Origin of the sequence: Exiguobacterium sp. SH3S3 (genome assembly GCF_004337115.1) — a bacterium.
Taxonomy (GTDB): domain Bacteria; phylum Bacillota; class Bacilli; order Exiguobacteriales; family Exiguobacteriaceae; genus Exiguobacterium; species Exiguobacterium aurantiacum_A.
On the sequence record NZ_SJUU01000006.1, the window covers coordinates 76,540 to 90,161 of the forward strand.

The 13,622-nt window shown below is 51.5% G+C and carries 11 protein-coding genes; 8 read left to right on the top strand and 3 right to left on the bottom strand.

All coding sequences use genetic code 11. The annotated features are described in order from the left end of the window. Positions 1 to 55: 55 nt before the first annotated feature. The 3 genes from EVJ28_RS07365 to EVJ28_RS07375 all read left to right on the top strand — a co-directional run bounded on the left by EVJ28_RS07365 (position 56) and on the right by EVJ28_RS07375 (position 4,689). Positions 56 to 916, top strand: a complete 861-nt coding sequence (locus EVJ28_RS07365) for an SDR family NAD(P)-dependent oxidoreductase (protein ID WP_131488533.1) — start codon at positions 56 to 58, stop codon at positions 914 to 916. After that, positions 897 to 2,456, top strand: a complete 1,560-nt coding sequence (locus EVJ28_RS07370; RefSeq protein ID WP_236634083.1) for a class I adenylate-forming enzyme family protein — start codon at positions 897 to 899, stop codon at positions 2,454 to 2,456. Before EVJ28_RS07365 ends, EVJ28_RS07370 begins: the two co-directional genes overlap by 20 nt. A 253-nt stretch (positions 2,457 to 2,709) precedes the next feature. Further along, on the top strand, positions 2,710 to 4,689 hold the full coding sequence (locus EVJ28_RS07375) for a methyl-accepting chemotaxis protein (protein WP_131488535.1): 1,980 nt from the start codon (positions 2,710 to 2,712) through the stop codon (positions 4,687 to 4,689). A 63-nt stretch (positions 4,690 to 4,752) separates the two neighbouring features. Here the strand turns inward: EVJ28_RS07375 and EVJ28_RS07380 are convergent, their stop codons facing one another. Both EVJ28_RS07380 and cls read right to left on the bottom strand, forming a co-directional pair. Then, on the bottom strand, positions 4,753 to 5,595 hold the full coding sequence (locus EVJ28_RS07380; RefSeq protein ID WP_158625523.1) for a GGDEF domain-containing protein: 843 nt from the start codon (positions 5,593 to 5,595) through the stop codon (positions 4,753 to 4,755). Positions 5,596 to 5,823: 228 nt separating this feature from the next. Then, the gene (gene cls, locus EVJ28_RS07385) at positions 5,824 to 7,281 is read right to left on the bottom strand and encodes a cardiolipin synthase (protein WP_131488537.1); all 1,458 of its coding nucleotides are present in this window, start codon (positions 7,279 to 7,281) and stop codon (positions 5,824 to 5,826) included. A 125-nt stretch (positions 7,282 to 7,406) separates the two neighbouring features. Between cls and EVJ28_RS07390 the strand changes: the two genes are divergently transcribed. From EVJ28_RS07390 to EVJ28_RS07400, 3 genes are all read left to right on the top strand, one after another. Continuing rightward, complete coding sequence (locus EVJ28_RS07390) at positions 7,407 to 7,802, top strand: OsmC family protein (protein WP_370253647.1); 396 nt, start codon at positions 7,407 to 7,409, stop codon at positions 7,800 to 7,802. A gap of 85 nt (positions 7,803 to 7,887) precedes the next feature. Next, positions 7,888 to 8,376, top strand: a complete 489-nt coding sequence (locus EVJ28_RS07395; RefSeq protein WP_071397441.1) for a GNAT family N-acetyltransferase — start codon at positions 7,888 to 7,890, stop codon at positions 8,374 to 8,376. 61 nt (positions 8,377 to 8,437) lie between these two features. After that, a complete protein-coding gene (locus EVJ28_RS07400; RefSeq protein WP_131488541.1) occupies positions 8,438 to 9,433 on the top strand; it encodes a Gfo/Idh/MocA family oxidoreductase in 996 nt (331 codons plus the stop codon). 40 nt (positions 9,434 to 9,473) lie between these two features. Here EVJ28_RS07400 and EVJ28_RS07405 read toward each other — a convergent pair whose 3' ends face one another. Next, positions 9,474 to 10,508 carry a PTS sugar transporter subunit IIC gene (locus tag EVJ28_RS07405; RefSeq protein WP_131457648.1) on the bottom strand — a complete coding sequence of 345 codons (1,035 nt, stop codon included), beginning with the start codon at positions 10,506 to 10,508 and terminating at the stop codon, positions 9,474 to 9,476. Between the two features lie 246 nt (positions 10,509 to 10,754). Here EVJ28_RS07405 and EVJ28_RS07410 point away from each other — a divergent pair, with 246 nt between their 5' ends. Beyond that, positions 10,755 to 13,418, top strand: coding sequence for a cation-transporting P-type ATPase (locus tag EVJ28_RS07410; RefSeq protein ID WP_131468079.1), 2,664 nt, complete (start codon positions 10,755 to 10,757; stop codon positions 13,416 to 13,418). 57 nt (positions 13,419 to 13,475) lie between these two features. After that, the gene (locus EVJ28_RS14350) at positions 13,476 to 13,607 is read left to right on the top strand and encodes a hypothetical protein (RefSeq protein ID WP_016509559.1); all 132 of its coding nucleotides are present in this window, start codon (positions 13,476 to 13,478) and stop codon (positions 13,605 to 13,607) included. Positions 13,608 to 13,622: the final 15 nt, after the last annotated feature.

The following is a 13,622-nucleotide window of genomic DNA, read 5'->3' on the forward strand; positions in this document are numbered from 1 at the left end:
AGAGTCGGAAGATTCCTGATTTTATAACGATATCTTACAAAAAGGTGCTGGCTAAATGCATAACTACACTCTACTGGAGAGAACCCTATTTTTATCGCCTTCCCTCAATTTCGAGAAGATGAAAAAAGAGATGGATGGGAAGACTGTCCTGATTACTGGATCGAGTTCAGGAATCGGTAAGGAGTTCGCCTATCTATTAGCGAATACAACTGCGCATCTGATTCTGGTGGCCCGCAGCGAAGCAAGCATGAACGTCATAAAAGTCGAAATCGAAAAAGCTACAGCCAGTGTAACGGTATTCCCGGCAGATTTGCGAAATGAAGAGGAACGAAAAGGATTGCTAACATTTCTTCATCAATTGACGGACGGAGTGGATGTTGTCGTCAGCAATGCCGGAATCTCCATCAACCGTCCAATTGCCCAGTCGCTGGATCGTTACCATGACTTCACACGTACCATGGCGCTTAATTATTTTGCTCCGGTACAGTTGTTGCTATCGCTCATTCCGGTGCTTGAGAAAAAGAACGGGCACATCATCAATGTCTCCACCATAAATGCTTTGCTATTCCCTATACCTCACTGGGCTGCCTACCAGGCGTCGAAAACCGCTTTTGATACGTGGTTGCGCTCGGCGGAGCCGGAACTGAAAATCAAAAACATTTCCACCACTTCCATTTATCTGCCGCTCGTGAAAACACCCATGATCAAACCGACGATTGCTTATCAGACTTCCCCTGCCATGTCACCGGTTCACGTGGCGGAAATTATAGGACACGCCTTGTATACGAAAAGAAAAGTTTATAAACCGTGGTGGCTGATTCTAGGTCAATGGGCTTCAGTTATTTTCAGATCACCGTTATCGTTTATCGTCCTCAGGTTATTAAGAAAAAAGGAGCGTGAAAGAGACAATGTTTAATTTGCTGAAAATATTGTCGCAGCTCAATTTTCTTTCTCCATCAAACTTAGGACGTCTTTGCTTCGCGATCCGTCAAAACGGTGTAAACCTTATGCTGCTTTTTTCATTGACGGAAAAGACAGGAGGCCAAAAAACTGCTTTGGTGGATAGTCGGGAAACATTCAATTATCTGGAGCTGCAGAAGCACTGTGAAAATCTCGCTCATCTTCTAGCGGAGAGGTATGGGATTTGTAAAGGACATAAAGTGGCGTTCTTCTGTAAAAATCACGCGTCCTTCGTGCAGGGCATTTTTGCTGCTTCGCGGCTCGGAACAGATATATACTTGCTCAATTGTTCCATGAGTCAACTACAGTTCGATCGACTAGTGCAAGAACATCATTTCGACTTGCTGATTTACGACGAAGAGTTTAGCGGATTGATTGAAAAATCGTCTTACCAACATTCAAAAATCGTCAGTTATCATGAAAAAAATGAAGCCATCAACAGTTTGTCGGATTCGGCTCTACATAGAAAAGAAAAATTGACGGCTTCTTCCAGCGGAAAGATTGTGCTGTTGACCGGTGGCACCACCGGAAAGCCCAAACAAGTGATTCACCGTCCATCCCTCTTTAATTTCCTGAATCCTTTTGCTGCTTTACTGAACCGACTGCAGCTGCCAACATACAGCACTGCCTATATTGCGACGCCGATTTACCATGGCTATGGCATCGCTGTACTGTTATCATTTCTTGCTTTGGGAAAGAAAGTTGTCATTCAGGAGAGTTTTGATGCGAAAGGAGCATGCGCCCTTATTCGGCAGCATCAGGTAGAAGTTGTCACGGTAGTTCCTTTGATGATTCATAAAATGTTGAAGCGCGATAAAGAAGCGCTCGGCTCCCTAGCTTGCATTGCGTCTGGAGGTGCAAAACTAAATCCGGTTTTAGTGAATGAAGTAAACAATCATCTGGGGAATGTCTTATACAATCTATACGGAACTTCGGAAGCTGGCTTGAACATCATTGCTACACCCGAAGATTTAAATTTTCATGCAAACACGCTTGGAAAAGCAATTCCGGGAAGTCAATTGCAGGTAGTCGTGGACGGGAAAAAAGTTGAACCTGGCAGTATTGGACAATTTTGTATTCGGAATAAATGGTCCATGAAAAACAGCCCAAGCCACTGGATTCAAACTGGCGATATCGGATACCGGGACGAGAACGGCTATTATTTCCTGTGTGGACGAACAGACGACTTGATCATTTCGGCCGGCAACAACATCTATCCTTCGGAAATAGAAGTTGCATTGTGCAGCCATCCGAGTGTCGAAGACGTCGCTGTAATCGGTGTAGAGGATGTCTACGCTGGCAACATTCTGAAGGCATATGTGCAGTTGTATTCCGAGAAAAAAATGAGTGAAGAAGAACTTTTGAGCTGGTTACGCACACGAGTGGCAGCATACCAAATCCCTCGAGAAATCGCTTTTGTTGAAGAGCTGCCTTATACACCTGTAGGAAAGCTGGACCGAAAACGAATTCAAACAATTACTCGTAGCGGGGGTTAAGTGATCTAAGAATAGAGTTATAAAGATGTTGAGAGTACTTTGATCGCGGGGGAAGGAAGTGGAATTGAACGAGGCAATCATCGAACGGATGAAGTGTTGCGCTTAATTCGACAAACCGTCGGATGTAAAGGTTTTCAGGTTAGAAAAATAGAAAAACGGTGACGATTTTTTGTCTAGGTCATCAAAAAGCCCCAGTTCTAGCCGATAGATAGAATAACGCAGCGGGAATTATTCTCGGGAAAAGGGGTTTTCTATGAATCGGACGAAACAACGAACCATCAGCATTAAACAAAAGTTGATCACGATGTCATTGCTCTTATTATTGATTCCATCGTTATTGATCGGCTTTGTCGCTTACTATCAGGCGAAACAAAAAATTACGGATCAAATCATGCAGTCGGCGCACGCGGGTGTGGAGCGGATGAATGACGAGATCACGAATCTGATTGAACCGATTGAGCGCGACGTCGCCTTTTTTGCGGGGCGGATTGACGAGTCGCTCTACGAAGAAGGAGAAGACAACCTTGGGTTAGAGGAGAAGTTCGTCGAATATTTGGCGACCCATCCGAAAGTGACGAACATCTATTACGCGTCGACGGAAGGCGTGATGACGATTTACCCTGTCCAGTCGTTGCCTGACGGCTATGATCCCCGGACACGTCCGTGGTACGAAGCGGCAGATGGTGCCGGAGGGAACGTCGTCATCACCGACCCTTACGTCGATGCGTCATCAGGTAAAATGATGGTCACGCTATCGCAGACAACGGATGACGGTCGTGGCGTCATCGCAGTCGACGTTGACGTCGATGACATCGCGAGTGTTGCGGCTGGCATTCAAATCGGGAAAGAAGGCTATGTCACAATCCTTGATGCGAACCAGCAGTTCGTGACCCATCCGACGTTAGCCGCAGGCGAGAAGGCATCAGGCGATTGGGTCGAATCGCTTTACGACGGCAAAGACGGCAGCTTTTCATATGTGTTCGAAAATGAAGACAAACAAATGGACTTCATGACGAACGACTTGACGGGCTGGAAAGTGGCCGGGACGTTGTATGATAAAGAAATTACAGATGAGACGGTCGGTATCCTGTGGACGACATTAAGTGTCATCGCCGGGATGAGTTTGCTTGCTGCCGTCATCTTATACTTCATCTTACGCTCGATCATTCGACCGTTGAACCGGTTGACGACGGGCGCGGAACGGATTCAAGCAGGAGATTTGACGGAAGAGATCGTCGTCGATTCGAACGATGAGATCGGACGTGTCGCTGAAAGTTTCAACGGCATGACGGCGTCACTCCGCTCGATCATCATCAATCTCGATCAATCGATCGGGCAAGTCGCCGCATCGTCGCAAGAACTCATGGCCAACTCGGCGCAGAATGCGGCATCTTCTGAGCAGATTGCCGGCGCGGTCCAGCAGATGGCGGCCGGGGCCGACGATTCGAAACGTCAGCTCGACGACAACGCCGTCTCGCTCCAAGCAATCACGGCAGGCATCATGCGCATCGCTGAAAGCTCGACGGACGTATCGGAACTGTCTCGCGAGACGGCGATCGAAGCGGAAGACGGGACTGCTGCCGTCACTCATAACGTGACGCAAATGAAAGCAATCGACACATCGGTCGAGACGTTCGGTGCAGTCATCGAGTCGCTCGCCAAGCGTTCGAACGAGATCGGAAACATTGTCGATGTGATCAACGGGATCGCGACGCAGACGAACTTGCTCGCCTTGAACGCGGCGATCGAGGCTGCCCGCGCCGGTGAGAACGGGAAAGGGTTTGCCGTCGTCGCGAGTGAAGTTCGGAAGCTAGCCGAACAGTCACAGGACTCGACGAAGCAAATTTCGCAGTTGATTGAGAACATCAAGCAAGAGACGGAGCGGTCTGTCACGTTGATGAAAGAAGTTTCAGCCCATACGAAAGCGGGTCTTGAGACGACCGAGAACACGGCGGAGCGCTTCAAGAAGATCATGTTACGGACGCAGGAGATGACGCCACGGATCGAGGACGTGACGGCCACTGTCGAAGAAATCGCGGCGAACGTCGAAGAAGTTTCAGCATCAGCGACGCAAATCGCTCACATCGCTGAGGAGAACTCGAACGCCTCGAGACAAGTCGCGGCGACGACAGAAGACCAGCTCGGTTCGATGGAGGAAGTGTCGCAATCCGCGAAAGCACTCGCCGATATGGCGGAGGAGTTGCAAGAACTCGTATCACGATTCAATGTATAAACGAAAGGCAGAGCGGATCCGCTCTGCCTTTTTGGTACACTTCGATTCTTCTTAGAGTTCATATCATCGTTTGCTCGACACTTGGTTGCGGCCTGAGTTTTTTGCCACGTACAGCGCCTCGTCCGCGTCTTGAAGTGCTTGTTCGACGGTCTTTCCGCCATCAAGCGAACTGACGCCGAACGAACATGTGACGTGCGGGACCGGACCGAACGGTTCGTCGTTTATCTTTTGACGTAACTTGTCGGCCAACTGGATGCCATCAGTAAGTGTCGACTGCGGGGCGACGATTAAAAACTCCTCGCCACCCCAGCGACCGATCGAATCGGTCTTCCTTATATTGCGGCGGAGCAATTGAGCGATCGAACGTAACACGAGATCGCCGGTCGGGTGACCGAACGTGTCGTTGACGAGCTTGAAGTAGTCGATATCGAGCATGATGACGGCGGCAGGTGCTTTCGTGTCGACCGTATCTTGGACAGCCGAGGTCAGGACGTCGCCGACTTTTTTACGGTTGAATAACTCGGTCAACGGGTCGAGTGACGACAGATGCTCCATCCGTTCTTCATAACGTCGCTGTTCGGTCATGTCTTCGATGACGCCGACCCCGCCGTCGATTCGGCCATCAGCCTGAAAGCTTGGTGACATCGTCGTCCGGACGAAACGGGGCTGTCGATTCGGAGGGGTATACCAACCGGCTAAACGGACGGTCTCGCCTGCCAATACACGGGCGACGGCACCGTATAAGTCAAACGTTGAGGTCGTGCACCGTTCAAACGTCGAGCTTGTCATCGGGACGACCCCGAGTAAGTCGACGAACGAATCGTTGTAACTGATGATGCGTCCGAACGTATCGAATGCAAAGAGACCGATCGGTAACTGGTCCCACGAGGAAGGATCGGGTTTCATGGTGTGGGTGTCTTGGTGAATTCGTTCTTGATCAGCCATAGAATGACATATGCGCGAACGCATACTTCCTCCTTTCTTTAACGAAACGAGAGTTTAGGACGTTCGTACTGATACTTTATACCCTTATTTGGAAGAATATTAGCTAAAACATGATAAAAATAAGCTGAAATCTAGAATCTGTCGGCTGATGGACATAAAAAAGAGACCGCTGGCGCGATCTCACAACGGTCATAAGATTGGGCTGAGCAACCGTGACACACCTTCGCGCATCCGGACGCTCCACTTCCGGACCGCATAGTCGTCGACCGTATAGCGCCGACTGACGGCGACGTCCGACTCGAACAACGAGGCGAGCTCAAGCGCGACCCGCTCATCGTAGATGATGGCGTTCACTTCGAAGTTCAAGCGGAAGCTGCGGGCGTCCAAATTCGTCGTGCCGACGGTCGAAATTTCGTCATCGACGACGAGCGTCTTCGCGTGCAGGAAGCCTTCATCGTACATGTAGACGTTCGCCCCGTAATCGAGCAGCTCACCGAGGAACGACAGTGACGCCCACATGACGAACGGATGGTCCGGTTTTCCGGGAATCATGATGTCCATCTCGACACCGGACAACAGTGCCATCTTGCAGGCGTCCATGAAGCTCGTATCCGGGATGAAGTAAGGCGTTTGGATGATGACCCGCTGCTTGGCCGACGCGATCATTTTGATCATCATATTTTTCAAGTGCTCGGTGTCCGAGTTCGGTCCGCTCGTCACGATTTGCATCGGTGACTGCTCTTTAATATCGTGGCGCGCGAAGCAGAACGAGTTTTCAGGGTCGTGATGCTTGCTCCCCGAAAAGTTCCAGTCCAAGATGAACCGGTGCTGCAGGTGATAGACGACGTCCCCCTCGACCCGGAGGTGGGTATCGCGCCAGTAGCCGAATTTTTCGACGAGGCCGAGGTATTCGGTACCGACGTTGAAGCCGCCGACGTAGCCGATTTTCCCATCGATGATGACGACTTTTCGGTGGTTCCGGTTGTTCAACTTGAAGTTGATCAAGCCGAACGTCGGCGGGAAGAAGACACGGACTTCACCGTTATGCGCGATCAACTCCTTGAAGTCTGAATCGCGGAGGCTGCGCGATCCGACCGCGTCATACAACAGCCGGACTTTGACGCCCGCTTTGGCGCGCTCGATCAGTTCGTGGATCAGTGCCTTCCCGAGGGCATCACGCTGGATGATGTAATACTGGATGTTGATCTCGGTCTCTGCGCTACGGATATCGTCCATCAGCGCCTTGAACTTCTGTTCCCCGTCATGCATGATGGTCGACTTGTTGTGGACGCTGATGAGTGACTTCGATGAGCGCAAGTTCATCTCGAGCAACTGCTCGTACTTCTCAAATAGCGGTTGGGCGAGCGCGGTCTCTTTACGGTGAATCTGCTCGATTTGACTCTCGACTTGCAACGAATGAAATGAGCGTTCCTCAACACTCAAGTTAAAGAAGTTATCTTTTTTCAGCTGTCTACCGAGGAACAAGTAGATGATAAATCCGAGGATCGGTAGGAAAAACAAGACGAGCAGCCAGGCCCAGGTGGCACCGACATCGCGGCGTTCCGCGAAGATAACGGCTAAAGCGAACAATAAATTTAACCCGAGGACGATATACAGCCCCCAACTGATCATGACCGACCACTCCATGCGACCCACTCCTAAACGACAAATTGTGCAACTAGCTTTATAATACCTCAATCGAGGGAATAGTATGCTAGTGAAAAAATAAGGGGGAGACTGAGATGAACTTGAAAGTGGATTGGCAACAAGGGATGGCGTTTCAAACGACGACTCCTTCCGGTCATAGCGTGACACTCGATGCGGCGGCGGATGTCGGGGGATTGGATACGGGGCCACGGCCGACCGAGATGTTGCTGCACGCCACGGCGGCCTGTACGGGCATCGATATCGTTTCGATTTTGCACAAGATGCGCCTGCCGCTCGAACGGTTCGGGATGGAAGTCGACGCGGTGCGGGCGACCGAGCACCCGATGCGGTTCACGACGATCCATATTTTATATGTACTCGAAGGGGAGATGCCGGAGGAACGGGTCCGCCGTGCCATCGAACTGTCCGTCGATCGCTATTGCTCGGTATCGCATAGCTTGAACGCGACTTTGACGTATAGTTATCAATTGAACGGGGGCGACGTCATCCCGTTCCGATGACATCGCTCAGGCAAGATGGTTGAAATCGGTCAAACGTCTCCGTTATATTGGTATTTCAAATACTGCATAAATAAAGGAGGACGTTATGATTCGACTCGCGACGAAACGCGATGCTAAACACATCGCGCACCTAATCGAACAACGAGCCGTAGCGCTTAATGAAACAGGAAGTGACCAGTGGACGGAATATTTGGAGCTAGATTTGTTAGAACGCGTGCGAACCGACATTGCGACGGGAAGTGTGTACGTGTATGAACAACATGGCTTTGTCTTGGCCTCGATCGCCTTGCTTCCTCCGGATGAATGGGATCACAATTTATGGGAAGATGGCGAGCGCGGTCAATACATCCATCGCATCGTCGTCAGTGAGCAATTGAAAGGCCGTGGCGTCGGTCAACAGCTGATGCAACATGTACTCCGCGAAGCCGATGGTAACGAGCCGATCCGTCTCGACTGTGTCGCCGACAACGAGTTTTTGAACGAGTATTATCCACGTTTTGGTTTCGTTTACGTCGATTCACGTAACGGATACAACACGTTTGAATATGGTTTGGATGAAAGTGTCAGTGCGTGAGGGGTCAATGTACCCCTTTTTTTGTTACAATCAATCGTGAAGAAACAAAGGAGGAATAGATATGATCAACACTATATTGGTCGGTTTCGGCTTCTCGGCGACGACGTTCCACCTGCCATTTTTGACGACGCTCGAGGAATTCAACATCACTGGGGTCGTCTCCTCTAGACCGGATGACGTCCGTGCCGTGCTCCCTGATGTGGACGTATACGCGACGCTCGAAGAAGCGATCGCGACCGATGCGACGCTGTTCGTGATCACGACACCGTCGAACTTACATAAAGACATGGTAACGACGTGTCTCGACGCAAACAAAGACGTCCTCGTCGAGAAGCCGGCGTTCCTAACGTCTGAGGAAGGGGAATCCCTCATCGCCCTCGAGAAGACGCGTGACGGGATCGTCAACGTGTTCCACAACCGACGCATGGACGGAGATTTCTTGACGGTGGCGTCACTGCTCGAATCAAACCGAATCGGAGACTGGAAAGTGTATGAATCACGCTTTGACCGGTTCCGTCCGCTTGTCCGGGACAGATGGCGTGAGAACGCAGGTCCTGGGTCTGGTATTTTGTTCGACCTCGGCAGTCATTTGATCGATCAGGCGCTCGTGTTGTTCGGCGAACCGGACCACGTCTCAGCAGACGTCATGGTCCAACGAGACGGCGGACAGTCCGACGACGGCTTCAACGTGACGCTGCACTACGGTGAAAAGCGCGTCTACTTACGTTCGAACCCGTTCGTCGCCGTTGAAGCGCCTCGCTTTGAAGTCCACGGTACGGCAGGCAGCTTTATGAAATACGGTCTCGACCCGCAAGAAGCCGCGCTCCGAGACGGCACGATCGAAGCGGGTGTCCGTGAGACGGGGACACTCGTTGTAAATGAGCCGCAAACGATTGAAATCGAGCCGGGGCGTTATTTGGCATTTTATCGCCAGCTCGCTGACAGTTATTCGACGCGACGGCCGGTCGTTTCCCTCGAGGACGCTTTGTTGACGACGCGTGTGATCGAACTTGCACGGCAATCGTCTCGAACGCAAACAACGTTATCGTTTGAATAACGAAAAAGCAGGAAGTCCGCGAATTGGACTTCCTGCTTTTTCATGCGGCTTCCTCTTCAGGATTTGCCATCTTTTCCGTATGCCGAACGATCGGGAAATTGCTGAACAGTTTGCTGCCGACGAGACCGGCGATGATGCCGACGGCGAACACGATGATTGCCGTCACCGTCACCGTCTGCCAGTCATTAAAGCCATACATGACGAGCAGTCCCGGGATACCGGCGGCAGACCCAGGTGCGTTGTTCACCATTCCGGTCATCGCGACGATGAGTCCGGCGATGGCACCACCGACAAAGTTGACGCTATAGATTGGGATCGGATTCGCCGAGATGAGGTCGGCTTGTGTGAGCGGTTCGATCGCGACCGAAAGTTGGTCTTTCTTCGAGCCGATGTTCAATCGCTTAAAGAGTAAATAGTTCATCGAAATCGACGCCGTCAGGGCAAGGGCCGCGATTGCCATCGGGACACCGGTCAGACCGAGCATCGCCGTGAGCGCCATCGAACTGAGCGGTGATGTCGAGACGACCGTGACGATTCCGCCAAGGACGAGTCCCATCACAATCGGATTTTGCGTCGCTGCGAGCTCGATGACCGCCCCGATTTGAGCGAGCGTGTTCGAGACGAGCGGATCGACACCGATGGCGACGAGACGGGCGAGCGGTGCCATGATGATGACGTAAAAGATCATGTCGACACCGGCCGGAAGGTGCCGGTCGAGCTTGCCGCCGAGTAAGGCGAGGACGTACCCTGCGAAAAAGCCGGGGAGAATCCCGAAGCCTGACACGGACAAACCGAGCATCAACGAGTAGACCGGGTTGATGCCGAGCGCAATCGCGACAAGTGCCGCTGCCGCAGGTCCCGACAGCGCACCGGCAGCTTGGCCGACTTCTTCATATAAAGGGAGCGGCAGTAACCCACCGATCGCGTAGGCGTTGAACGCTTCGACGAGGAAGCTCGCGATTGCGGCGCCGGCGAGTGCTCCCATCGCTTTCATCCCGAACGGTGCTTTGTAACTGAATAACGTGAACAAGGCGAGAATCAACAGCAACAGGGCGATCCCTTGAATAATGACCATACGTGTACCTCTTTCTCTCTGTTTTATTTTCTCTATAGTTAACCATTCAGACTGTTATGTAAAGCCATTTCATCCATCTGACACGACTTTTTTGGATGGTAGCGTTTCCAAATGAAAAACGAGGCAAATGTGAACGGTTTTTTTGAAAATGTTGTGAAAATGTGTCGTCTGATGTGTCAGGAAGCCATGGAGTGGGAACATAAAAGAGATAGATTTTCATATAGGATCGACCAAGGAGGAGTAGAGATGCAGATGGAGAACAAGAATTGGCACGCACTCGAACCGGAAGAGGTGAGGAGTAGTCTTGAGACAGACGTAGACAACGGGCTGTCGAAGCAAGAAGTGTCGAGTCGGCAAGAACAGTTCGGGAAGAACGTTCTGCCGGAAAAGGAAAAGACACCTGAAATCATAAAATTTTTGAGACAGTTCAATGACATTCTTGTGTACGTCCTGATCGGTGCGGCCGTCGTCACTGGCTTTTTAGGTGAGTATATCGATACGATCGTCATCGCGCTCGTCGTCACGATCATTGCCGTCGTCGGCTATTTGCAAGAAAACAAGGCTGAACAGGCGCTTGAAGGGATTAAAAAACTGCTCGAGACGAAAGCAAGCGTTATCCGAGACGGCAAACAGATTCAAATCGAATCGAGCGAACTCGTCGTCGGAGACCTTTTGGTGCTCGCCGCCGGTGACAAAGTGCCGGCCGATGCGCGAGTCATTCTAGCCGAGAAGTTCAAAGTCGAAGAATCGGCTTTGACAGGTGAAGCGACGACGGTCGAGAAGAAAATTCAAGTCGTGGCGGAAGATGCTGTCCTCGGTGACCGGAAAAACATGATTTATTCAGGAACGAGTATAGCGACGGGCAGCGCGAAAGCGATCGTCACGTCGATCGGTGAAGGGACGGAGCTCGGTCAAATCAACGCATCGATCGCTGAAGTCGAGACGGTGAAGACACCGCTCATCCGTCAGACGACGAAATTCGGTCAAACGGTCTCGATTGCGATCCTTGTGATCTCGGTCATCATTTACGCGTTCGGCTACTTTGTACGTGATTTCGATCCGATCGAACTGATGCTGACGACGATCGGGTTAGCGGTCGCAGCAATCCCGGAAGGTCTCCCTGCCGTCATCTCGATCATTCTCGCACTTGGTGTTCGTAACATGGCCGAGAAGAAAGCAATCGTCCGTAGTCTACCGTCCGTCGAGACGTTAGGGGCGGTCTCTGTCATCTGTACCGATAAGACGGGTACGCTGACGAAAAACGAGATGACCGTCAAGCAAGTCGTCACGGCGAAGCACGACATCGAAGTGTCAGGCGGCGGATACGCTCCAGATGGTGACCTCGAACAAAACGGTCAACCGTTCGACCTCGATGACGACGAGTCGATGATCGACCTGCTCACGGTCGGGAAGACGTGTAACGATGCCCAATTGTATGAAGAAAACGGCGAATGGGTCATCAATGGCGACCCGACAGAAGCTTGCTTGCTCACGCTCGCCGAAAAAGCGGAGCGACCGATTGAACGGCTGAAAGTCATCTCGAAAATCCCGTTCGATTCGGAGTATAAGTACATGGCGACGCTCGTCGACTATAAAGATGAGCGGATGATCTTCATCAAAGGGGCGCCAGACCGCCTGTTCGATATGGCTGAAGATACGGAATTTGACCGCACCTATTGGGATGAGAAACGTAAAGAGATCGCCGACCGCGGACAACGTGTCCTCGGTGGCGGATTCAAACGGGTCGATCGCTCGAAAGAGACGGTCGACCATGAGGACGTCCAATCCGGTATCACGTTCCTTGGTTTGTACGGAATCGTCGATCCACCACGTCCAGAGGCGATTGAAGCCGTCGCGGCGTGCCGTGACGCCGGTATCCGCATCAAGATGATCACGGGTGACCATAAAGACACAGCCGTCGCCATCGCCCGTGAACTCGGCATGGAAGTCGAAGGCGCACTTGAAGGGAAAGAATTGACGAACATGTCGGACGAGGAGATCAAAGAAGCGTCGGTTCATAACGATGTGTTCGCACGGACGAGCCCAAATGATAAGCTGCGTCTCGTCAAAGGATTGCAGCAAAACGGGCTCATCACATCGATGACCGGTGACGGTGTCAACGATGCCCCGGCCTTGAAACGGGCCGACATCGGTGTCGCGATGGGTATCAAAGGGACCGAAGTCGCAAAAGAGGCGTCGCAGATGGTCCTCGTCGACGACAACTTCAAAACGATTTACAACGCGGTGCGTGAAGGCCGCCGTGTATACGACAACTTGAAGAAGACGATCTTGTTCTTGCTCCCGACGAACGGTGGACAAGCGCTCCTCGTCGCGATGAGCATCTTGCTCGGTGCCGCGGCACCGCTCAGCCCGGTCCAAATCCTTTGGGTCAACATGGTCGTTGCCATCACACTGTCGCTCGCGATCGCCTTCGAACCGCTCGAAGAGAGCACGATGAAACGTCCGCCGCGTCCGGCGAACGTCCCGCTGTTGAGTCGCTATTACGTGTTCCGGATCATCTTCGTCTCGATTTTGATCGGGGGAGGTAGCTTGATCATCAACTACATGTTAGCCGACTTTGATTTCTCAATCGCGAAGCTGCAGACGATCACACTCAATACGATCGTCATGGCCCAGTTGTTCCACTTGTATAACTGTCGGACCGAACTCGCTCCGGCGTTTAACCGCCACTTTTTCGATAACAAGATTGCGTTTATCGTATCGGCACTATTGATTGCACTTCAACTGTTCATCACGTACGTGCCGTTTATGCACACGTTGTTCGGGACAGCGGCACTTGATTTGAATGATTGGATCTATCCGGTCGTCTTCGGTGCCATCGTCTTCGTCATCGTCGAGATTGAAAAAGCGATCTCACGTCGTGTCATCGGCAATAAAGACATACACTGATGTTTCGACTCTTGATCAATGTGGAATTAGTCCACTATGACAGAGGAGGGATGCTCAATGAAACGTGACGAATCGCAACCAGGGGTTCACCCGGACCCGATGCCAGACGATGAGTCTGATCCGGCGAAAAAACCGGCTCCGACGCAACATCCAGATCCGGATCCGGAAGAAGATAACGAGGAGTCATAACGCACGTCGATGACT

Excerpts from the sequence above, each read along its gene's own strand:
- cls (WP_131488537.1), bottom strand. The coding sequence starts at position 7,281 with ATGGAGTGGTCGGTCATGATCAGTTGGGGGCTGTATATCGTCCTCGGG.
- EVJ28_RS07395 (WP_071397441.1), top strand. The coding sequence starts at position 7,888 with ATGATTCGACTCGCGACGAAACGCGATGCTAAACACATCGCGCACCTA.
- EVJ28_RS07365 (WP_131488533.1), top strand. The coding sequence starts at position 56 with ATGCATAACTACACTCTACTGGAGAGAACCCTATTTTTATCGCCTTCC.
- EVJ28_RS07375 (WP_131488535.1), top strand. The coding sequence starts at position 2,710 with ATGAATCGGACGAAACAACGAACCATCAGCATTAAACAAAAGTTGATC.
- EVJ28_RS07380 (WP_158625523.1), bottom strand. The coding sequence starts at position 5,595 with ATGAAACCCGATCCTTCCTCGTGGGACCAGTTACCGATCGGTCTCTTT.
- EVJ28_RS07405 (WP_131457648.1), bottom strand. The coding sequence starts at position 10,508 with ATGGTCATTATTCAAGGGATCGCCCTGTTGCTGTTGATTCTCGCCTTG.
- EVJ28_RS14350 (WP_016509559.1), top strand. The coding sequence starts at position 13,476 with ATGAAACGTGACGAATCGCAACCAGGGGTTCACCCGGACCCGATGCCA.
- EVJ28_RS07400 (WP_131488541.1), top strand. The coding sequence starts at position 8,438 with ATGATCAACACTATATTGGTCGGTTTCGGCTTCTCGGCGACGACGTTC.
- EVJ28_RS07410 (WP_131468079.1), top strand. The coding sequence starts at position 10,755 with ATGCAGATGGAGAACAAGAATTGGCACGCACTCGAACCGGAAGAGGTG.
- EVJ28_RS07390 (WP_370253647.1), top strand. The coding sequence starts at position 7,407 with ATGGCGTTTCAAACGACGACTCCTTCCGGTCATAGCGTGACACTCGAT.